Source organism: Nitrospirillum guanabarense (genome assembly GCF_034653355.1).
Taxonomy (GTDB): domain Bacteria; phylum Pseudomonadota; class Alphaproteobacteria; order Azospirillales; family Azospirillaceae; genus Nitrospirillum.
The window spans coordinates 798,970-820,120 of sequence record NZ_JAYEER010000003.1 but is presented as its reverse complement, the minus strand read 5'-3'; the positions used below and the strand labels follow the sequence as shown (position 1 = coordinate 820,120).

Sequence of the window (21,151 nt, the reverse complement as noted above, 5' to 3'; positions counted from 1 at the left end):
CCAGGCCATTCCTGACACTCCCCCAACGCGGGCCCTGGCCTGATGTCCAGCCTTGCGCCGGAAAGGTTAACCCGGCGTAAAAGCTTTAACCGCCTGACCATAAGTAGTAAATCGTGACTCCAAAAAGTCATTTCCATTGTCGTTGAAATTGATAGTGACTCGCATTATCGTCGTGCGACCGGAGACGACAGCTGCTAGGCCCGAGATGCCCGACGATCTGATGATCACCCACCGCGACAGCCTGCCCCAGCCCGCCCCGCTGGAGGGGTTGAGCGCCGGGGAAAGGTTGCTGGTGTGGAGCCTGCGCCACATGGCCCAGCCCCATGCCGGCCAGGGCCCGGCCCGGCGCGGCTGTCCCCTGATCCGCCACGCCTTCCTGCAGGCCTGTGGCGAGGACGCGGACGAGGTGATGGCCACCTTCCGCGCCTTCCTGCTGCTGTACGGCCGGTCGGCCCGCCAGCGCCCGCTGGTGGGCTGCCCCGGCTGCCAGGATTTGACGCCGGATGAGCGCCAGCTGCTGCGCCTGCTGGCCCTGGCCCAGCCGTCAGCCGACCCCACCGCCCCCGCCCGGCTCTATGCCCTGGTGGAGCACCTGATGCGGCCCGGCGCCACCAACGGCGTGCTGGTGGCGTCGCGCGCCATGGCGGGCGCCCTGGGCGCGCACGGCCTGTCCCTGCCGGTGCGCCCCCTGGCGCTGGAGCGCATGCCCGCCCCCGGCCGCTACGACGCGTGAGCCCAAATTCCCCGCATGCCCGCAGCGATAATTACCCCGGATCGGAATAAGGGACCGATGGTGTATCGTTGTGCCAACGAACCCCATCCCCGGGCCCGCCTCCAAGCGGGCGCCGGCGGTGGGGATGGCGGCCATCCGGGGGTTGGGGCGCATGGCCCGCAAGGTACTGTTGATCTTGGTGGCGACGGTCCTGCTGCTGCTGGGGGGCGGGCTGGCCCTGTTCATCCGGCTGGACCACGACCAGCAGTACCGGCAACAGCGCGCCTTCGCCCGCGAAATGGCCCAGGCCATGACGCGCCACACCCGCGCCACCATCGCCGGCACCGACGCCGTGCTGGCCCAGGTGGCCAACCTGGTGACCGAGTTGGGTGGTCTGGACGGGTTGCGGACGGAGGAGACGTGGCGACGGCTGAAGCTGCTGTCGGCCAGTCTGCCGGGCGGCGTCTACGGGCCGCAATCGCTGTGGATCGTGGATGCGACCGGCCACCCCGTGCTGAGCACCACCGCCTTTCCCGCCCCCGCCATCGACGTCACCGATCGCGATTATTTCCGGGTCCATAAGGCAGGACGCGACGGCGTCTATGTCGGCCCCGCCATCCTGACCCGCCTCACACAGCAAGTGGCCTTCACCGTCAGCCGACCGCTGAAGCGACCCGACGGCGCCTTCGCCGGCGTGCTGATGGCCTCTCTGTCGACGTCGGAGCTGATGGACTTCGCCGAGTTGATCGCCTTCGACCGCAATCCCCTGCTGGGTATTTACCAAAGCGATGGCCGGGTGGTGGGTCGGCGGCCCGACATGATCAAGCACGTGGGACAGACCATCGCCGACGGCCCGCTCATCAAGCGCGAGCTGTCCAAGGCGCCCAGCGGCCTGTTCGAGTCCATGTCGCCCCTGGACAGGCGCGTGCGCATCGCCGCCTACGACTCCCTGCCCGATTTCGGCCTGGTCATCCTGGCCGGCGTGGACCGGCAGGTGGTGATGCAGGGCTGGCGCGACCGGTCGATGATCACCGCCGGCTTCGCCGCCGTCGCGGCCCTGGCCATCCTGGTGCTGACTTGGGGTGCCTTGGCCCTGCTGGGCCGGCACGAGGCCCAGCGGCGGCAGCTGGCGCAAGCCTTGAACGACCGGGCGCGGGAGGAAGCGCAGCGCCGCGCGGCGGAGGCCGCCGCCAACGACCGCGCCGCCTTCCTGGCGAACCTGAGCCACGAGTTGCGCACGCCGCTGACCGCCGTCATCGGCTATTCCAGCCTGATGGCGGCGGAGACGCTGGGCCCCTTGGGGTCGGGCCAGTACCGCGACCATGCGACGGCCATCCGCGACAGTGGGCGCCACCTGCTGACCCTGATCAACGACATCCTGGACCACGCCAAGGCCGAGGCTGGGCAGGTCGCGCTGAAGGAGGCGCCGGTGGACCTGGCCGCCACCGCCCGCTTCGCGCTGGAGGTGCTGGCGCCCAAGGCGCGGGAGGGTGGCGTGCTGCTTTCAGCCGACATCGACGCGCCGGCGCGGTGGCTGACGGCGGATGAGACGCGGCTGAAACAGATCCTGATCAACGTCCTGACCAACGCCGTGAAGTTCACGCCGGCCGGCGGCAGCGTGGCTGTCCGCGCCAGCCTGGGCGGCGGCGGGGACGTGGTGCTGCGCGTCGAGGACACCGGCATCGGCATCGCGCCGGAGGACCAGGCGCGCGTGCTGGAGCCATTCCAGCAGGTGGCGGGCCAGAACGCGGCGCAGGGGACCGGCCTGGGCCTGCCCTTGACCAAACGGCTGGTGGAGCTGCACGGCGGCACGCTGCGCCTGTTCAGCGCGCCGGGCGTGGGCACGGTGGTGGAAATCCGCCTGCCCGGCGGCCGGGTGATGCCGGCGACGCACGAAGAGGCGATCACCGGTCCGCGCTGAGCTGCACGCGGTTGCGGCCGGCGTCTTTGGCGGCGTAGAGGGCGAGGTCGGCGCGGCGCATGGCATCGGCCAGCGCCTCGCCCATATGCGCGTCCTCCACCCCCCGAACCTGGGCGACGCCGATGCTGACCGTCCAGGCCAGGGTGGCCTGGCCGTTGAGGGGCGCCGCCTCCACCGCGCGGCGCAGGGTTTCGGCCCGGGCGACGGCGTCCATGGCATCGGCGTCGGGCAGCAGCACGGCGAATTCCTCGCCCCCGATGCGGCCGGCGACCTCGCCCTCCCGCAGCCAGCCCTGCAGCAGGCGGCCGAACTGGGACAGCACGCGGTCGCCCGCCGCGTGGCCGAAGGTGTCGTTGATGGCCTTGAAATGGTCGACGTCGATCATCAGCAGGGCCAGGGGCTGGCCCGCCTCGCCCCGCCGCCTCACCTCGCGCTCCCCCACCTCCAGGAAATGGCGCCGGTTGGGCAGGCCGGTCAGGACGTCGCGCGTGGCCATGTCGTAAAGCCGCCCGGCATAGGCCTTCACCCGGCCGACCAGGGGGCGGAAGATGAACATGGCCTCGGCCAGCAGGGTGGTCAGCAGGATGGCCAGCACGCCTTGTTGCGCCCGCCGCAGCCCCTCGATCCGCTCCGTCGCCTCGGCTTCGAACTGGCGGACCGCCTGGTCCAGCAGCGGCATGATGATGTCGCGCGTCTGGGTGCGGATGTCGGCGAAGGCGCGGGCGCGCACGTCGGCCGCGCCCGCGTCCAGCGGCTGCGGCCCTTCCGACCCCGCCAGGACGCGGGCGGCCAGGATCAGGTCGCGGGTGCGGCGGTCCAGGTCCGTGGGCGGGGAGAAATAAAGGGCGCGGGCGGCGTCCGACAGGCCATGGGTGATGCCCATGTCGCCGGTGCCGCCCAGCAGGGCGCGATGCGCCCGTTCCATGGCCGCGGCCGCCTGCAGCAGGGGAAGGCGCGCCGCGTCGTCATGGCCCTCGTGGAAGTCGCGGGCCAGCAGTCCGATGCGTTGCGACAGCATGCGCTGGCGGCCGGCGACATTGATGATGGTGCCGCTGTCGCGTTGCTGGGAAATGACGTGATCCAGCAGCAGGTGCACCGCCCCCGACAGCAGGGCGATCAGGGACAAGGCCGCGACATAGGCCACCGTCAGGCGGCGCGTCGGAAGGCGGTCGTCGGCACGCGTCATGTCACCGGGAATCCCGCCGCAGTCGTCATGTGAAACGGGCCTGATCATCAACCGGGCCGTTTCGCATGACAAGTGCCGGCGCCCTGACCTGAGGGCTAGTGCCGGTCCCCGAACCCGGAGACATCCTTCTCTTGTCCAGCGTCTTCCCCGGCGGGAACCGCGTCGCGATCCTCGCCCAGGTGTACGACCCGCCGGCCGAGCGCGCGCGAGCGGGACAGGGCCAACAGGCGGCCCCGGATGTCGGCGCCGTTCACATCACGGGTGCGGGGCAACTCAGGGGTACGGGTGGGCATGGGCGTCCTCTCCGTTCACGTTCCTCGCAATTCACTTGGGGACCACCGTCAGGCCTGCTCGATCGCCTGCGCGGCCTGGTCCAGGGCCTGGGCGATGGCACGCGCCTGCTCTTCCGTCAGGGTCCCGCCCCGCAGGCGCAGGCGCAAGGCCATTTTCAGGTTTTCCATGGCACGAACGACGGAGGCGGGGGGCATCCAGCCGCGCACCGCGCTGATCTTGTCCAGCCGTTCCTTGATGGCGGCCAGAACCAGGCGGTTCTCGTTCAGGAAGGCCGCACCGCTTTCGGTCAGGGTGTAGAGCTTCTTGCCGCCCTCGCCCACCGACACCTCGGTATGGCCCATCTCCTCCAGCAGGGTCAGCGTCGGGTAGACGACGCCGGGGCTGGGGCTGTAGCCACCGCCGACCTTCTCCTCGATGGCCTTGATGATCTCATAGCCGTAGCGGGGCTTTTCCTGGATCAGATCCAGGAACAGGAAGCGCAGGTCGCCATTCTCGAAGACGCGCGCGGCACCGCCGCGGCCACCCCGGCCGCCGAAACCGTCGCCGCGGTCGCCCCGGCCCCAGCGGTCGCCTTGGCCGCCCCAGGCGCCCCAGGCGCCCCAGAAGCCCTCGCCATCGCGGCCCCGGGCATGGCGGCGTTCACCCCCAGGGTGCTTGCCGCCGTGATGTCTGAAGAAATGCATGATGTCTCTCGATCCTATCTCGTCTGTTATTCGATATATCGTAATTCAAGATATATCTCGACCCTTTCTTGAGTCAAGAGGCCCACCGCGGATTTTATCGCAGGTCATTGACGGGCCAGGGCCGCGCCCCGGATAGTCGGCAATGAGATAGAGGAAACGCGCCATGTCCCCGCCCCCCGACACCCCGCACAACCCCATGAGCCTGGTCGGCCGGTCCCTGCTGGTCACCGGCGCCTCGGCCGGCATCGGCCAGGCCACCGCCGTGCTGCTGTCGCGCCTGGGCGCCCGTGTCACCCTGAACGGCCGGGACGAGGGGCGGCTGGCCGACACGCTGTCGCGCCTCACGGGCGAGGGACATCGCGTGGCGCCCTTCGACATGGGCGACCTGGACGCCATCCCGGCCTGGATGAAGGAGCAGGCGGCCCTGTCCGGGCCCTTCGACGGCGTGGCGCATTGCGCCGGCATTCAGACGCTGCGCCCCATCCGCATCTTCTCCCAGGATTTCTTCGACCAGGTGATGCGGGTCAACCTGGGGTCCTGCCTGGCCCTGGCCAAGGGCCTGCGGCAGAAGGGCGTGCGGGCCGAACGCTCGGCCATGGTCTTCATCTCCTCCACCGCCGCCACCGCCGCCTCGCCCGCCAACATCGTCTACGCCGCGGCCAAGGGCGGCATCATCGCCGCCACCAAGGGCCTGTCGGCGGAGCTGCTGCCCGACGGCATCCGCGTCAACTGCGTGGTGCCCAGCATCGTCATGACCGACCTGATAGAACGCGGGTTCGAGAAACTGAGCCAGGAGCAGATCGACCACCTGCAGCGGCTGCAGCCCCTGGGCTTTGGCCATGTTGACGACGTGGCCCATGCCATCGCCTATCTGCTGGCCGACACCGGCCGCTGGATCACCGGCACAGCCCTGACCGTCGACGGGGGGCGCACGGCGTGACGGCCCCCTGGGTCAAGCTGGGCGACGCCGCCGGCGTGGCCGCCCACGGCGACTACCTGACCGGCCGGGTGCCGGACGCCGCCGGGGCCGCCATTCCCGTGGTGGTGCAGAACTTCCAGGGCGCGCTGAAGGCCTTCCGCAACGTCTGTTCCCACCGCTTCGCCCTGATCCACGACCAGCCCTGCGGGCGCGGCCTGCTGCGCTGCCCCTATCACGGCTGGGTCTATGATGCCGACGGCGTGCCCATCGGCATCCCCTTCGACGACAGCGACTTCCACCTGGACGCGGAGGCCCGCCGCCGCCTGGCCCTGACGCCGGTGGGCCTGGCCGTGGCGGGGGGCCAGGTGTGGGTGAACGTGGACGCCGCCGCGACCTTCACGGGAGGGGTGTGATGGGGGAGATGCTGCCCGCCCGCTGGTTCGATGATCCCGATTGCCACGCCCGGGAACTGGCGGCGCTACGCCGGCAGTGGCTGTACGTCGGCACCCGGTTCGAAGCACCCCTGACACGTACGGTGCTGGGCACGCCGGTCACCTTGGCGGCCGACCTGACGGCCACGGATGACCAGGGCCGGGCGCTGCGGACCGATACCTGCGGCGCCTTCGTCTTCGTGCGGCTGGACGGCGGTGGGCTCGGCTTGGCGGATCATCTGGGGCCGGTGGCCGGGCACCTGGCCCGCCTGTCGGGCCAAGGCGATCAGCCCATCGCCGACGACCATGTGGATTTCGCCGCCAACTGGAAGGCCTTGGTGGAGAACACCATGGACGACTTCCACGGCTCCACCGTCCACCCCACCACTATCCATCCCGCCGTGCACGCCGACTGGCAGACCCACCTGGAAACCACCCGCCATGGCCGGCACAGCACGTCCAGCTGGCTGCTGTCCCAGGGAACGGAAACCTGGTGGCGGCGCATCGACGGCAAGATGGGCCTGCGCCGCGTCGTGGACCACGCGCGCTATGACCATTGCTTCGTCTTCCCCAACCTGTACGTGGCCAGCTTTTACGGCGCCATGGTCATCACCCACATGGTGACGCCCCTGGCGCCGAACCTGAGCCGCCTGGATTGGCGCCTGTTCCTGCCGGTGACGGCGCCGGAAAAGCCGGCCGTGGCCGCCTTCCGCCGGTCGCTGGCCACCATGCTGGCGGAATCCGCGCGCGCCGTGATCCTGGAAGACCAGCCCCTGTGCGAACGGGTGCAGCGGGGGCGGGCCGCCGCCCTGGGCCCCGGCATCCTGGGCCGGCGCGAGCGCCGCATCGCCGATTTCCACCACGCCTGGGCCCGCACCCTGGGACTGGACCAGCCGCCCCTGCCGGCGGACGCGCCGTATGAGGAGAGCGCCGTATGACCCTCAGCTATCGCCGGCCGACCGAGGACGACGCCCGCCTGCTGCTGGACTGGCGCCTGCGCCCCGACATCTCGCGCCACCTGTTCACCCAGGTGGAGGACGACATCGACAAGCAGCGGGCCTGGCTGGCGCGCTGCAACGCCCGTGACGACTACCATCACCGCATCATGATGGTGGACGGGGTGCCGGTGGGCTACGCCTCCATCACCATCACCCATCCGGCCTGGGGCATCGCCACCCTGGGCGCCTACATGGCCGACCGGCGGGGCCGCACCGGTTCCGCGCCGCTGAATTTCGCCCACGCCCTGAACCACGTCTTCCACGCCCTGGGCTTGCGCAAGGTGGTCAACCAGGTCATGGCCGACAACGACCGCGTCCTGCGCGGCCAGACCATGCTGGGCTATCGCCATGTGGGCGTGCTGAAGGACCATGCCGTGAAGGAAGGTCAGGCATACGATGTCCACCTGTTCGAGATGGCGGCGGCGGAATGGGCGGAAAAGCGCCTGAAATTCAGGGAATATGCCGATTGGGATGGCCATATCTGGCCCCCTGGCTAAAAGGCGGATAGGCCGCAAGGTCTCTTGGTTAATGGTCGTGGAAGGGACAAGCAGTCAAATTCCCCGGGCAGAGGCCCCAACCATGACCCCGACCGATCGTTCCCCCGCCGCCCGGCGCCGCGTGGCGCTGTTCGCCCATTTCGACCGCGACGGCCAGATCGACGACCACGTCCTCTATTACCTGCGCGGCCTGCGCGAGGTGGCGGAGCGCATCCTGTTCGTTTCCGATGGCGCCCTGATGGAAGGCCAGGCGGAGCGGCTGGCCGGACTGGCGGAACTGGTCCATGCCGGCCGCCACGGCGCCTACGACTTCGGCAGCTGGAAGCTGGGCTTCCAGGCCCTGGGCGCCGACCTCGCCCACTATGACGAGGTCATCGCCGCCAACGACAGCTGTTATGGCGGCGTGTTTCCCTTCGCCCCCGTGTTCGACAAGATGGCGGAGGAGGACTGCGACTTCTGGGGACTGACCGACGGGTTGGTGGATGGCGACATCCGCTACCTGACCAGCAATTTCCTGGTCTTCCGGCCGGCGGTGACGGGGCACCCGGAATTCACCCGATTCTGGCAGGGTGTGACGCGGCAGCCCGACAAGGCGGCGGTCTGCCGCGCCTACGAATTCGGCCTCAGCCAGCGGCTGATGGCCCTGGGCTTCCGCCCCGGCCGCTATCTCCCCCAGCCCTTCGTCGCCAAGGAGCTTTATTCCGACGTCTATTTCGACGCCTGCCTGGAGACCCACCGCATGCCGCTGGTGAAGGTGGCGGTGTTCAGCCACAACCAGCAGCGCGTGGCCCGCCTGCGCGAGCGGCTGGAGCGGATGGCCCATTATTACCCTGTGAACCTGATCGAGGCGCATGTGGCCCGCCTGTGCGGCACGGCCCATCCCCCCATCCATGACCTGCCCTGGCGGCAGGAGCGTAAGCGCTTGGCCCCCCTGCCCGGCACGTACAGGCGCAGCAAGTATAGCCGCGACCTGCGCTGGTGGCTGTGCTACGTCCGCGTTCTGGGCGTGCCGGTGTTCGCCACCGCCCGGCGGGTACGGGCGGTGGCATAGCGCCGGTCAGGCGCGCCATTTTAATCCCCTGCCAAGATCCGCCGCAGCCGGACCAGCGTGCGGGTGAAGACGCCGGTGTCGTTCAGCGCCCGGGACAGCACCAGGGCGCCCTGAATGCCGGCCACTACCTCCTCCGCGTCGGCTCGGGCCCGGTCCGGGTCACGGCCCGCCCGTACCAGAGCGCCGGCCAAGGCCCGCACCCAGGCGGCGAAATAGCCGTGCACCTGCTCGGTGAACAGATCGCGGGCGTCGCCCAGGGCGAAGACGCCCACGACACACACCCGCTGGCCGGAGCGGAAATAGGCGTCGGTGGCCTGGAACATGGCCTCCACCGCCTTCAAGCCATCCTCCGTCTGCTCGAGCGGCTCAAAGACGTGGGCACGGAACCAGCCGTCGATATGGGCCAGCACCATCTCCGCCATCTCGGCCTTGCCGCCGGGGAAGAAGTTGTAAAGGCTGCCCTTGCCCAGGCCCGTGCGGGCGGTGATGGCCGACAGGCTGGCGCCTTCGAAGCCATGGTCGCGGAAGACTTCCGCCAGGACGGGGATGACGTCCTGGCGGTCGGCGAGGGTGCGCGCCATGCCTACAGGCCCAGGTCGCTGAGGCTGGGGTGGTCGTCCGGGCGGCGGCCCAGCGGCCAGTGGAACTTGCGCTCGGACTCCTTGATGGGGTGTTCGTTGATGCTGGCGTGGCGCGCCCGCATCAGGCCGTCGGCGTCGAACTCCCAATTCTCGTTGCCATAGGCGCGGAACCAGTTGCCGCTGTCGTCGTGATATTCATACGCAAAGCGTACGGCGATGCGGTTCCCGGTGTACGCCCAGATTTCCTTGATCAGGCGGTAGTCCAGCTCCTTGGCCCATTTGCGGGCCAGGAAGGCCTCGATGGCCGGGCGGCCGGTGACGAACTCCGCCCGGTTCCGCCAGCGGCTGTCGACCGTATAGGCCTGCGCCACCTTGGCGGGATCACGGCTGTTCCAGCCATCCTCGGCGGCGCGCACCTTCTGGATGGCGGTCTCCAACGTGAAAGGCGGCAGGGGCGGACGGGACATTGGGACCTCCATGGGATAAAAGTTTGTACCGATCGGTACGTTCTTGACCGATTGGTACAACGGAATCACAGCCCTTGGCAAGAGGTCTTTTCGCCCCGTCCGCCTTGTCAGCGCAACGCCGTCAGGCGACGGCGCGCCGCGGGGCCGCCACCGCCACCAGGTCCTCGATGCTGACCAGGGGCATGCCGTGGGTTTCGGCATAGGCCACCAGCTCGGGAAGGCGGGCCATGCTGCCGTCGGGCTTCATCACCTCGCACAGCACGCCGGCGGGGGTGCGGCCGGCACGGCACACCAGGTCGATGGTGGCCTCGGTATGGCCGCGGCGGGCCCCCAGCCCGCCCGGATGAGCGCGCAGGGGGAAGACGTGGCCGGGGCGGGCCAGGTCTTCCGGCTTGGCGCTGGCGGCGATGGCCGTGCGGATGGTGGTGACGCGGTCGGCGGCCGAGACGCCGGTGGTGACGCCGACCTTGGCCTCGATGCTGACGGTGAAGGCGGTGCCGTAGCGGGAGGAGTTGCTGCCCACCATGGGCGGCAGGTCCAGGGCGCGGGCGCGCTCGTCCGTCAGCACCAGGCAGACGATGCCGCTGCAGTCGCGGATCAGCAGGGCCATTTGCTCCACCGTCAGGCTGTCGGCGGCGTAGATGACGTCGCCCTCATTCTCACGGTCGGCATCGTCGACGACGATAACGCCCTGGCCCGCCTGGATGGCGGCCACGGCCCGGGCCACCCGGGTTCCAGCATCGCCGAACCGGGACAGCAGATCGTCGTCATGGGCGAGGGTTTGGGAAATCTGACTCAAGGGTCTCACTCCGTTGAACAATCGGGCGAGCCTGAATCAGGGCAAAGAGAGACTATGGCGGACGGGTGTCCTCCGAGGCAGGCTGCATACGCGAACGCGCCCAGACTTGAAGCCCCGCAGGGCTCTCAAGGGGTGCGCCCGCGCGTCGCGGGCCGGCTCATCCTCTTTCATCCGGACTGTAACCGTCGGCCCCGGCGTTTCACCGGGTCTGCTGACCCCACGGGCGTTACCGCCCCCGGGCGCTCGCGGGCTCCCCCTCCCTCAAGAGGGGATACCGCCGGTCGGGATTTTCACCCTGCCCTGAGAACAAGCGTGTCGCCACCCGGTGGGACCGGATGACCGCTTGATAGGACAAGCCGACGCCCACCCTGTCAACAAGGGGATGCTTTGAATTTCCTCATGCGCCTTATGATGGCCCGGCCCCTTGCGCCATCCGGTCCAGGAAACCATGGGCGGGCACCCCCGGTGCGCAGCAGGCCCTTCGTAGCGGGCCACCGGTTCGGCCTATCGTCGCCATCGAACGGCCGGCACGGCTGTTCCGGCGGCAGCGCCCAGGCGACACGCCTCAGACTTCCAAGGGCGCGAAATCCTCGGGCATCTCGGCCAGCGTGGGCTCGGCGATGGGCCCGACCTCCGCCACCAGGGTGCCCCAGGACCATCCGACGCCGAAGCCAGCCATCAGCAGCTTCTTCGGGCCTTCCGCCAGCATGGGGCCTATGCGATGGCAGATGGCCAGTGGGACGGAGGCGGAGCTGGTGTTGCCGAACTTCTCCATATCGATCAGGAAGCGCTCGGGCGCCGCGCCGATCTTCTTGCGGATGTGGTCCAGCATCATGCGGTTGGCCTGGTGCGGGACGATCATATCCAGATCGTCCAGCGTCACGCCGGCATGCTCCATCGCCTCGCGCAGCAACGGCGGGACGGAACGCAAGGTGAAGGTGAAGACTTCCGCCCCGTTCAGGTGCAGGCGGGCGTCGCGGTAGAGGCGCTTGTGCTCCTCTTCCGACCAGGGCTCCTCGCCCGGGATCAGGCAGTCGCGCTTGCCGCCGGCCTTCACGAAGATGTGCTTGGCCCCGCTGCCGTCGGTACCCAGGATGGCGTGGATGGGGGGCGCGTCGGCATCCACCTCCAGCGCCGTGGCGCTGCCGGCGTCGCCGAACAGCGGAAGGGTGGCGCGGTCATCCGGGCGCAGCCAGCGGGCGGAATTGTCACCGGCCAACACCAGCGCGCGCCGGGCGGTGCTGCCGCCCAAGAGGCGCGCCGCCATCCAGGTGCCATAGGCGAAGCCGGAACAGCCCAGCGGCACGTCGAAGGCCGCCGTGCTGGTGGGCAGCCCCAGGCGCCGCTGTATGACGGCGGCGGTGACGGGCAGCACGTAATCGGCATCCTGGCTGACGAAGATCAGAAGGTCGACCGAGGCCGGGTCCCAGCCCAGCTGTCGCATCAGCCCCTCGGCCGCCGCCACGCACATGTCGGACGCCATGTAGGGCCGGGGCAGCAGGCGCCGCTCCGCCACGCCGATGGTGGCGTAGAGCTTCTTCGCCTCATCTTCCGTGAACAGGGTGTGGTCTTCCAGATAGGAGTGCCGTTCCTTCGGCACCACGGCCCGGAAGCCCTTGATCCGCACGCCTTCGACGATGGCCTTCACCGCAACCCGCCCTGAGAGAAGTGACCTTAGCTGCTATACTATGGCCATTCCCGCCCCGATGCCAAAGGCCCTCTGTTGAGCACCATCCTGATCCGCGCCGACGCCACCGCCTCCATGGGCACCGGCCACGTCATGCGCTGCCTGTCGGTGGCGGAGGCCCTGAAGGAACGGGGGGTGTCACCCCTGTTCGCCGCCGTGGACCTGCCGCCGGCCCTGGCGCATCGGCTGGACGCCGCCGGCTTCGGCGTCAGCCAGCTGGCGGGCCCGGCGGCAAGTGGGGCGGACCTGGCCAGCCTGGCCGGGCAGATACGCCGGCACGATGCCCGCGCCGTGATCCTGGACGGTTATCACTTCAACGATGCCTATCGTGCCGGACTGGCGGCGCTGGGCAAACCGGTCATGGCGTTCGATGACGGGCCGGGCACGCAGCCCCTGCACGCCCGGCTGATCGTGAACGCAGGCGCCGCGGTGGATGAGGCCGCCTATCGTGCCGCCAACCCGGACGCCGTGCTGGCGCTGGGGCCCGCCTATGCCCCCCTGCGGGCGGAGTTCCGCCGGGCGCGCGGCCAGGCCCTGCCCCCCCTGAACCGCCGCCGTCGGCTATTGCTGACCTTCGGCGGCACCGACCCGGCGGGCCTGACCCTGCCCTGTCTGAAGCGCCTGGCCCCAGCCCTGCCCGCCGGCGTCGGCCTGGACGTGGTGGTGGGCGGCAGCAACCCCAACACCGACTGCATCCGCACCGCCGGGGACCGCTACCCCAACACGGTCGTCCATGTGGAAACACCGCGCATGGCCGATCTGATGCGCGAGGCCGGCCTGGCCTTGTCCGCCGCCGGCGGCACCTTGGGGGAGCTGGCTTGCCTGGCGGTGCCCACGCTGCTGGTGGTGGTGGCGGACAATCAGGCCAGCAGTGCCGGCGCGGTGGCGGCATCGGGCAAGGCCCGGGTCATCGACGCGCGCGACATGGACAAGGCCGAGGCGGCGGAGCGCATCACGGCCGACGCCCTGGCGCTATGGGCCGATACCGACGCACGCGCGGCCCTGAGCCACCGCATCGGCGAAGGCGATGGCGGCCAAGTGGTGGACGGGCTGGGCGCGGTGCGCATCGCCGACGCGTTGCTGGCCCTGCCAGCCTGATCGCCGTTATGGTCGCCGCATGACCCCGCCCGACCTCGACGCGCTTTCGCCGCCCGACCGCATCCTGCTGCGCCTCATCGCCCTGATCGGACCGCTGCCGCCGGCCCGGGCGCTGCTGGATTGCCTGAACCAGGCGCGCGTCAGCCCCACCCTTTGGACCCATGAGGCGCTGGTCGAGGCGCAGAACAGCCTGCGCCGCCACGGCCTGTTGAACAACAAGATGGCCTGCCCGCCCGCGCTGGCGCACGCCGTGGCCATCGCGGCGCTGGAAACGGCGGAGGGCAAGGCCCTGGCCATCGCCATCCGCACCCAGCTGCCCGCTGAATCGAAAAGCTATTGGGACCCCAAGCTGGTGGAGGTCGATTTCGCGCGTGGCCTGAGGTTGGCCGCGTTGCAGAACGATGGGGCGGAGGTCCAGCGCCTGCTGGGCCTGGTCAGGCGTCCCGCCCATGCGCTGCCGGAGCTGTTCAATCGCCATTTCACGCCAGTGCCGCTGGGGATCGACTGGCTGGCCGGACGCGCGCCGGTGATCCAGGCGACGCTGCTGGCGGCGAAGCTCGGCCATTGGATGGCCACGGCGGAAATGTCGTCGGATCTGCCGGCCCTGGTCGACCACGCCCAGGCGCACCAGATCCTGCGCCGCGATTGCTTCAGCCTGATCGCCGACTTCCGGCTGTTGAGTGGGCAGCTGCCAGCGTTGCAAGCGTTGCTGGCGGATGCGCCGACGCCGGAGGCGGCCCTGCCCTATGCCGCCGCCCACGCCCTGCTGTCGGAGGACGCGCCACGCGCCCGCGCCCTGTTCGGCGAGGCCGTGACGCAGCACCGCCGGGCCCTGCGCAAGCGCAAGGGCGGCCTGCCTGGACACCTTGGCGTGCTGCACCTGTGCGCCCAGCTGGCCGGGGGCGACCCGGGCCAGCATGCCGCCATTCCCGCCCTGGCGCAGGACATGGTCCAGGCGGGGCAGATTCCCCTCGGCTCCATGGCCATCGAGGCCCTGGCCAGCCTGGCCGCCAACAAGCCGGAAGCGGCGCTGAACAGCGTGAAGTGGCTGCTGACCGCCACCGACACCATGGCACGGCCCTCCCCCCTGGGCCTGGGGCTGGTGGCCGTGGCGGCGGCCGTGGTGGACGCGGCGCTGGCCCGCCAGCATGCCGATGCCTGGGACCAGTGGTTCCGCCATCTGGCCCCCACCATGCCCTTGGCCGCCGACCTGATGGCGGAAGTGCTGGACCGGGTGGCCAACGACCCGACCCCCTATCAGACCCATCTGGCGCGGCCCGACAGGCGCGTGACACTGCGCTTCCTCACCCTGCTGCCCGTGAAGGAACCGTGGGAGCGGGCGCTGGAGAGCCTGGAGGTGTTGCTGGAGCCGCCAGCGCCGGTGGAGAGGAAGACGACGGGCAAGCGCTTGGCCTGGCTGGTCGATCCCAGCAGCGGGGCGGTGGAACCGGTGGAACAGGTGCAGCAGCGGGGCCCCACCAAAAGCCCGACTCAGGGCTGGAGCGTGGGACGGCCCATCCCGCTGAAGCGCCTGTACCAGGGTGACGCCCAGCTGACCTATCTGGATGAGTTCGACCGGCGGGTCATCGCCACCATCGCCCGCGATTACGACGGCTGGGGCCACGGCCGCTCCCGCTACGACTATTTCCTGCCACCACGCGACACGCTGCCGGCCCTGGTGGGCCATCCCCGCGTGTTCTATCGCCGCGAGCCGGGACCGCCGGTGGAACTGGTGCTGGCGCGGCCGGAGCTGGTGCTGGCCGGCACCCGAGGCGGCTACCGCCTGGCCCTGTCGCATCCGGCCGAAGAGGTGGACGCCATCATCGACGTGGAGGGGCCCACCCGCTGGCGCGTGGTGGTGATCGACGACAAGGCCGTGGCGGCGGGCAAGCTGCTGGGCGCGGACGGCATCACCGTGCCGGCCATGGCGCGCGACCGCTTAGCCGCCATCGCGCGCTCCCGCATGCCCGATCTGCCGGTGCGGGTGGAGGCCGCCGATCTGGACGAGGGCCGGACGGAGGCGGGCGACCCCGCCCCGGTGGTGCGGCTGCGCCTGCTGGACCCAGGTCTGAAGGTTTCGCTGGGCGTGCGGCCGCTGGGCCCCGACGGCCCCCATTTCGCGCCCGGCCAAGGCAGCCGGCGCGTCACCGGCAACGGCAGGCGCGCCCTGCGCGACCTGGCGGCGGAGGAACGCCTGGCCCAGGCCCTGGCCGATGCCTGCCCCAGCCTGGGCGGCGAAGGCCTGGAATGGGATCTGGAAGGCCTGAGCGCCGCGCTGGAATTCCTGAGCGAGCTGAAGGCCCTGCCCGAACCACCCACCCTGGAATGGCCGGAGGGACAGAAGCTGACCCTGCGCGGCGAGGAAGCCGGGGCCAGCCATTTCAGCACCACGGTCAAAAGCACCGAAAGCTGGTTCGCCGTGGCCGGGGCCCTGAAGCTGGACGAAGGGCTGGTACTGGACCTGAAGGACTTGCTGATCCGGCTGGAGGACGCGCCCGGCCGTTTCGTGCCCCTGGGCGATGGCCAGTTCGTGGCCCTGGACCGCCATTTCCGCCAGCAGCTGGACCGGTTGATGCGCCTGGGCGGCCAGAAGGTGCCGCGCGCCGCCGGTGCCGCCCTGCGCGGCCTGGTCGAGGAAGCGGCCTCGGCCCAGGTGGACCAGGCCTGGCACGCCTTCATCCAGAACCTGGACGACGCGGCAGCCTGGCAGCCGCGCCTGCCCAACGGCCTGACCGCCGAACTGCGCGAGTACCAGGCGGAAGGTTATTTCTGGATGAGCCGCCTGGCGCGCCTGGGCGCCGGCGCCCTGCTGGCCGATGACATGGGCCTGGGCAAGACGGTGCAGGCGATAGCCCTGATGGCAGCCAAGGCCGGCGACGGCCCCATGCTGGTGGTGGCCCCCACCTCCGTCGCCGGCAACTGGCAATCGGAACTGGCCCGCTTCGCCCCCGGCCTGACCGTCCACCGCCTGGCCGAGACAGGCGGGCGGCAGGAGGTGCTGCGCGCCCTGGGGCCCGGCGACGTGCTGGTGACCACCTACGGCCTGCTGGTACGGGAGGAGGTGCTGCTGGCGGCCGTGCCCTGGGCCGTGGCCGTGCTGGACGAGGCGCAGGCCATCAAGAACCCGGACACCCACCGCGCCCAGGCCGCCCGCGCGCTAACCGCCGGTTTCCGTCTGGCCCTGACCGGCACACCGGTGGAAAACGACCTGGAAGAGCTGTGGAGCCTGTTCCAGTTCACCAACCCCGGCCTGTTGGGCAGCCGCAAGGCCTTCGCCCAACGCTTTGGCACCCCCATCCAGGCGGCGCGCAGCCCCGGCGCCCGCGCGGCCCTGCGCGCGGTGGTACAACCCTTCCTGCTGCGCCGGACCAAGGGCGCCGTGCTGGCCGAACTGCCACCGCGCACGGAGCAGACCCTGCTGGTGGAGCGCGGGGCGGACGAGATCGCCTTTTACGAAGCGTTGCGCCGCCGCGCCCTTGAAAAACTGGAGGAGATGTCGGGCGAGCGGTCCCGCATCCACATCCTGGCGGAGATCACCCGCCTGCGGCAGGCCTGCTGCCACCCCGACCTGGTGGCGGCCGACGCGCACCTGCCCTCGGCCAAGCTGGACGCCTTCCTGGAGCTGGTGGATGAGCTGCGTGAGGGCGGCCACCGCGTCCTGGTGTTCAGCCAGTTCATCGGCCACCTGGCCCGCGTGCGCACCGCCCTGGACCGCATGGGTGTCACCTACCAACTGCTGGACGGTAGCCTGACGGCGGCGGAACGGCAGCGGCGGGTGGCGGCCTTCCAGGCCGGCGAGGGCGACCTGTTCCTGATCAGCCTGAAGGCCGGCGGCGTGGGCCTGAACCTGACGGCAGCCGACTATGTCATCCACCTGGACCCATGGTGGAATCCCGCTGTGGAGGACCAGGCCTCCGATCGCGCCCACCGCATCGGCCAGCGCCGGCCGGTGACCATCTACCGCCTGATCCTGAAGGGCAGCATTGAGGAGGGCATCGTGGCCCTGCACGGCCGCAAGCGCGACCTGGCCGACGCGCTGCTGCAGGACGCCGACACCGCCGGGTACTTGTCCGACGAGGATCTGCTGGCCTTGATCCGGGGGGTGGGCTGAGCGGTGGGCCTGTGGTAGGCTACCGCCATGACCGAGCCCGCTTCCATTTTCGACATCGTGGACGAGGACGCCAAGCGTCGCGCCATCGAGGAGGCGCACGCGTCGGTTGCCGCTGGCAACGTCGTGGATCACGATGTTGTCGTGGAATGGCTTGAGCAGTTGCTGGCGGGAAAAAAGCTCCCCCGCCCTCCTCCTCTGGGTCAACTTGAAGCGAATTCGCTGGTCTATTGATGCGCTCGGCGACATCGATCAGCATGTCGCCTACATCGCTGCTTTCAATCTTGTCGCCGCCGAACGGGTTTTGCGAGCGCTGCTGACCACGGCGAACAGCCTGCTCACCTTCCCAAATCGGGGCCGTCGGGGTAGCGTGCCGGGAACGCGGGAGTTGCTGGTCTTTCCGCCCTACGTGATCATCTACGAAATCATGGACGATGAGATCATCATCCTGCGCGTCTGGCATGGGGCGCAGGATAGGGGCTGATCCGCCTACCAGTGCCGGTCCACCCAGATCCATGCCTCGATGAAGCCGCCGAGGACGGCCAGCAGGGCCACGGCCAGGCCCAGGCTGCGGGCGAATTCGCCGAACTCGCCCTGCTTATGGGCGCTGCGGGCGGTCAGCAGCAGGTAGGCCGCCACCATGACACCGATGATCACCCAGACGGAGACGCCGTGGATCCAGCCGCTGACGGTGTCGCTGAGGTCGTAGTACCAGTCGGGCATGGGGCCGGGTCCAAGAGAAAAGGGCGGGGCGCCCCGCCGGAACGCCCCGCCCCCCCTTTAGACGATAATACTCAGTTGCGATAGGCCGGCGGCAGGGCCGCGTCGGGCGTCTGGTAGCGATGGGCCAGATCCTGCGCCCGGCTGGTCAGGGGCGCCTCGATCCCGCGGACGAAGACATGCTCCGCCACCGATAGGATTTCCAAGGGGTCGCCGGACCACACCACCAAGTCGGCGTCACGGCCGGGCTCAATCGTGCCCGCCCGGTCATTGAAGCCGAAGACCTTGGCCGGGGTGGCGGTGATGGCCGCCAGCGCCGCCGGCCACGGCATGCCGTGGGCGACGGCGTTGCCGGCGTTGTAGCGCACCTGGCGGGCGTAGTGGCCGACGTAGGGGCCCTTGATCACCACGGTGGCGCCGGCCGCCTGCAGGATGGCGGCGTTTTCCAGCCGCGCGTTCAAGCTTTCGAAGTCACGCGGCAAGTTGGCCAGGGGATCGACCACCACGGGCACGCCCGAGGCCGCGATCTCCGGCGCCATCATCCAGCCTTCCTCCACCCCGTCCAGGATGAGCCTCAGCTTCAGCCGCTTGCCCAGTTCAAGGGTGCGGCGGATGTCGGCGACCCGATGCACGCCCACCAACAGGGGCATCTTGCCCTGGATGACCGGCAGCAGGGCCTCAAGGTCCTCCTTACTTTGGCGATAGGGGCGGTGGGTGCCGTGCTCATACCCGCCCTTGTTGGCGGCGTAGCTGGCCGCCTCCTCCAGGCTGGATTCCAACAGTTGCAGCACGCCGCCATGGCTGCCGCCCAGATGTTCCATGGCCTCGGTGCCCACGTCGACCACCAGCACGGCACGACGCTTGGTGATGCTGTCGGTGCCGCCGGACATGTCGACCACGGCCGCCTGGCCGGCGAACAGCTTTTCCCCCTTCTTCTCGCCCCGTCCGGACAGCTCCGGCGTGACCAGCGCCCGGGTGACGCCGCCGACGCGGGCCACCGGCACCAGCATGGAGGCGGGGTTGATACCCAGCGACACGTCGAAGGACGCCGACATCTCGGCCGTCGCCCCGGCGAAATCGTTGCTGGAGGCCTCGCCCTCCACCTCGCCGGCGCCCAGGCTGGTGTCGCTGGCCACCAGGCCCGGCGTCACGATGTGGCCCTTGGCGTCCACCCGGCGGGCGTCGGCCGGAATGGATACCGAGGCGCCCACCGCCTGGATACGGCCATCACGGATGAGGATGGTGCCGGACGGAATCTCCCCCGCCGGACCCATGGTCTCGATACGCGCGTTGGTGATAGCCACCGTCTCGGCGCCGGCGGCACCGGCCAGCAGGACCAGGGATGAGGCCGCAGCCATCAGGGTATGGCCCATTAAGGTGTGACGGCGGCTCATTGCGGCTGCTCCGTGCTGGTGGTCAAGACGGGGCGGCCGGGTCCGACACCCTGGGGCCCGGGATGGGCGGGGCCGGTCTGGCCCAGTTCGAAGTCGGACTTGGGCTGCGCCGCCGGATCGTGGCGATCGTAGACCAGGGCGCCGTCGATGAAGACCTGATCGGCCGTGGCGTAGACGCTGAAGGGATCGGCGCTCCACAGCACCACGTCCCCCATCTTGCCGGCCTCCAGCGTGCCGGTCTTGTCCAGCACGCCGATGGATTTGGCGGGGTTGGCCGTCACCCACTTGATGGCCTCGGCCTCGTCGATCTGGATACCCATGCGCCGGCCGGCGGCCAGGGCGATGGTGGCCTCCTGCACCAGGTGCTGGGTCAGGATGTCATCGTCGGAGTGGATAACGGTGCAGACGCCGGCCTTCTGCAGCAGGGCGGCATTCTCCTCGATGCCGTCGTAGGCCTCCATCTTGAAGCCCCACCATTCGCCCCAGGTGGCGACGCAGATGTCCTCCTTCTTCAGGATGTCGGCGATCTTGTAGGCCTCCGACCCATGGTGGAACATGGCGATGTGGAAGCCGAACTCGTGCGAGATGTCGATCATCTGCGCCATCTCGTCGGCGCGGTAGCAGTGGTTCTGCACCAGGATGCTGCCGTCCAGCACGCCGGCCAGCGTGTCCATCTGCAGGTCGCGCTTGGGCGCGTCGGGCGCCTTGTCACCCTTGCCGGCCTTGTAATCGGCCAGCTTGCGGCGGTAGTCGTCCCACTTGCGGCGGTATTCCTGGGCGTCGATCCAGGCCTTGCGATAGCCAAAGACGTTGCCCATGCGGGTGGCGGGGGTGCGGCCCTTGCTGCCGTACACGCGCTTGGGGTTCTCACCGCAGGCCATCTTCAGGCCGTAGGGCGCGCCCGGAAACTTCTTGTCCTGCACCGTGCGGCCGGGGACGTTCTTCAGAATGACGGCGCGGCCGCCGAACAGGTTGGCGGAGCCGGGCAGGATTTCCAGCGTGGTGATGCCGCCTTCCAGCGCGCGGATGAAACCGGGGTCCTGCGGCCACACGGAATGCTCGGCCCACACCTGCGCGGTGTTGGGGTCCGTCATCTCGTTGCCGTCGGAATTGGCCCAGACGCTGGGCGAGGCGTAGACACCCAGGTGGCTGTGGGCATCGATGATGCCGGGGGTCACGTACTTGCCATGGGCGTCGATGACCTTGGCGCCGGCCGGCACCGCGATGTCCTTGCCCACCGCCGCGATCTTGCCGTCCACCAGCACCACGGTGCCGCCGTCGATGCGGGCCCCCGTGCCGGTGAAGATGGTCGCGCCCACCAGGGCCGTCGTCACCGACGGCAGCGGATGATAGGTGCTGGGAAAGGGGTTCTTGTCATCAACCGGATCCAGGCCGGCATAGACCGGCTTGTCCTTGCCCTTGTCAGCCGGGGATGCGGCCGGGCTGTCCTGGTGCGCGTTGGAGGCGCAGGCGCCGAGCAGCGCCAGTGCGGCCACCAGCGGGACCACGCGATGGTGTCGTTTCATGGAAGTATCGTCTTCCCGTTCTGCCGGGTGCCCAGAAAGGCGCCGGCCCCCGGGATGGGAACGCCGCCTTCGCCCCTGT

General features: G+C 69.7%; 21 protein-coding genes and 1 riboswitch. Of the genes, 11 read left to right on the top strand and 10 right to left on the bottom strand.

The window, feature by feature from the left end:
* Positions 1-205: 205 nt before the first annotated feature.
* A complete protein-coding gene (locus UAA55_RS13140; protein WP_322953268.1) occupies positions 206-733 on the top strand; it encodes a hypothetical protein in 528 nt (175 codons plus the stop codon).
* 151 nt (positions 734-884) lie between these two features.
* On the top strand, positions 885-2,633 hold the full coding sequence (locus UAA55_RS13135; protein WP_322953266.1) for a sensor histidine kinase: 1,749 nt from the start codon (positions 885-887) through the stop codon (positions 2,631-2,633).
* Here the strand turns inward: UAA55_RS13135 and UAA55_RS13130 are convergent.
* From UAA55_RS13130 to UAA55_RS13120, 3 genes are all read right to left on the bottom strand, one after another.
* Entirely contained in the window at positions 2,617-3,819 is a 1,203-nt protein-coding gene (locus UAA55_RS13130) for a GGDEF domain-containing protein (protein ID WP_322953265.1), read from the bottom strand. The two genes, UAA55_RS13135 and UAA55_RS13130, sit on opposite strands and share 17 nt — an antisense overlap.
* Positions 3,820-3,914: 95 nt before the next feature.
* Positions 3,915-4,112, bottom strand: coding sequence for a hypothetical protein (locus UAA55_RS13125; protein ID WP_322953263.1), 198 nt, complete (start codon positions 4,110-4,112; stop codon positions 3,915-3,917).
* Positions 4,113-4,160: 48 nt separating this feature from the next.
* On the bottom strand, positions 4,161-4,796 hold the full coding sequence (locus UAA55_RS13120) for a PadR family transcriptional regulator (RefSeq protein ID WP_322953262.1): 636 nt from the start codon (positions 4,794-4,796) through the stop codon (positions 4,161-4,163).
* A gap of 163 nt (positions 4,797-4,959) precedes the next feature.
* Between UAA55_RS13120 and UAA55_RS13115 the strand changes: the two genes are divergently transcribed.
* From UAA55_RS13115 to UAA55_RS13095, 5 genes are all read left to right on the top strand, one after another.
* Entirely contained in the window at positions 4,960-5,736 is a 777-nt protein-coding gene (locus UAA55_RS13115) for an SDR family NAD(P)-dependent oxidoreductase (RefSeq protein ID WP_322953260.1), read from the top strand.
* A complete protein-coding gene (locus UAA55_RS13110) occupies positions 5,733-6,128 on the top strand; it encodes a Rieske 2Fe-2S domain-containing protein (protein ID WP_322953259.1) in 396 nt (131 codons plus the stop codon). The genes UAA55_RS13115 and UAA55_RS13110 overlap by 4 nt, the downstream gene beginning before the upstream one ends.
* A complete protein-coding gene (locus UAA55_RS13105; protein ID WP_322953258.1) occupies positions 6,128-7,084 on the top strand; it encodes an RHO alpha subunit C-terminal catalytic domain-containing protein in 957 nt (318 codons plus the stop codon). Before UAA55_RS13110 ends, UAA55_RS13105 begins: the two co-directional genes overlap by 1 nt.
* Positions 7,081-7,641, top strand: a complete 561-nt coding sequence (locus UAA55_RS13100; RefSeq protein ID WP_322953257.1) for a GNAT family N-acetyltransferase — start codon at positions 7,081-7,083, stop codon at positions 7,639-7,641. The genes UAA55_RS13105 and UAA55_RS13100 overlap by 4 nt, the downstream gene beginning before the upstream one ends.
* A gap of 82 nt (positions 7,642-7,723) precedes the next feature.
* Positions 7,724-8,692, top strand: coding sequence for a rhamnan synthesis F family protein (locus tag UAA55_RS13095; RefSeq protein WP_322953256.1), 969 nt, complete (start codon positions 7,724-7,726; stop codon positions 8,690-8,692).
* Positions 8,693-8,712: 20 nt separating this feature from the next.
* Here UAA55_RS13095 and UAA55_RS13090 read toward each other — a convergent pair whose 3' ends face one another.
* From UAA55_RS13090 to UAA55_RS13075, 4 genes are all read right to left on the bottom strand, one after another.
* A complete protein-coding gene (locus tag UAA55_RS13090; protein WP_322953254.1) occupies positions 8,713-9,273 on the bottom strand; it encodes a TetR/AcrR family transcriptional regulator in 561 nt (186 codons plus the stop codon).
* A gap of 2 nt (positions 9,274-9,275) precedes the next feature.
* The gene (locus UAA55_RS13085; protein WP_322953253.1) at positions 9,276-9,740 is read right to left on the bottom strand and encodes a nuclear transport factor 2 family protein; all 465 of its coding nucleotides are present in this window, start codon (positions 9,738-9,740) and stop codon (positions 9,276-9,278) included.
* A 121-nt stretch (positions 9,741-9,861) separates the two neighbouring features.
* Positions 9,862-10,539 carry a 3,4-dihydroxy-2-butanone-4-phosphate synthase gene (ribB, locus tag UAA55_RS13080; protein WP_416235190.1) on the bottom strand — a complete coding sequence of 226 codons (678 nt, stop codon included), beginning with the start codon at positions 10,537-10,539 and terminating at the stop codon, positions 9,862-9,864.
* Between the two features lie 155 nt (positions 10,540-10,694).
* A riboswitch (FMN riboswitch) is annotated at positions 10,695-10,851 on the bottom strand.
* Between the two features lie 253 nt (positions 10,852-11,104).
* Entirely contained in the window at positions 11,105-12,187 is a 1,083-nt protein-coding gene (locus tag UAA55_RS13075; protein ID WP_322953252.1) for a 3-oxoacyl-ACP synthase III family protein, read from the bottom strand.
* Positions 12,188-12,262: 75 nt separating this feature from the next.
* Here UAA55_RS13075 and pseG point away from each other — a divergent pair, with 75 nt between their 5' ends.
* The 4 genes from pseG to UAA55_RS13055 are packed head-to-tail and all read left to right on the top strand — an operon-like array spanning position 12,263 to position 17,916.
* Entirely contained in the window at positions 12,263-13,324 is a 1,062-nt protein-coding gene (pseG, locus tag UAA55_RS13070) for a UDP-2,4-diacetamido-2,4,6-trideoxy-beta-L-altropyranose hydrolase (RefSeq protein WP_322953250.1), read from the top strand.
* Between the two features lie 19 nt (positions 13,325-13,343).
* Positions 13,344-17,435, top strand: coding sequence for a DEAD/DEAH box helicase (locus tag UAA55_RS13065; protein WP_322953249.1), 4,092 nt, complete (start codon positions 13,344-13,346; stop codon positions 17,433-17,435).
* A 27-nt stretch (positions 17,436-17,462) separates the two neighbouring features.
* Positions 17,463-17,666, top strand: coding sequence for a hypothetical protein (locus tag UAA55_RS13060; protein WP_322953248.1), 204 nt, complete (start codon positions 17,463-17,465; stop codon positions 17,664-17,666).
* Positions 17,641-17,916 (top strand): type II toxin-antitoxin system RelE/ParE family toxin, encoded by a 276-nt coding sequence (locus UAA55_RS13055; RefSeq protein WP_277908193.1) that lies wholly within the window; start codon positions 17,641-17,643, stop codon positions 17,914-17,916. The genes UAA55_RS13060 and UAA55_RS13055 overlap by 26 nt, the downstream gene beginning before the upstream one ends.
* A gap of 5 nt (positions 17,917-17,921) precedes the next feature.
* Here UAA55_RS13055 and UAA55_RS13050 read toward each other — a convergent pair whose 3' ends face one another.
* From UAA55_RS13050 to UAA55_RS13040, 3 genes are all read right to left on the bottom strand, one after another.
* Entirely contained in the window at positions 17,922-18,155 is a 234-nt protein-coding gene (locus UAA55_RS13050; protein WP_322953247.1) for a hypothetical protein, read from the bottom strand.
* 71 nt (positions 18,156-18,226) lie between these two features.
* Positions 18,227-19,546, bottom strand: coding sequence for an amidohydrolase family protein (locus UAA55_RS13045; protein WP_322953246.1), 1,320 nt, complete (start codon positions 19,544-19,546; stop codon positions 18,227-18,229).
* Positions 19,543-21,072, bottom strand: coding sequence for an amidohydrolase (locus UAA55_RS13040; RefSeq protein ID WP_322953244.1), 1,530 nt, complete (start codon positions 21,070-21,072; stop codon positions 19,543-19,545). The genes UAA55_RS13045 and UAA55_RS13040 overlap by 4 nt, the downstream gene beginning before the upstream one ends.
* Positions 21,073-21,151: the final 79 nt, after the last annotated feature.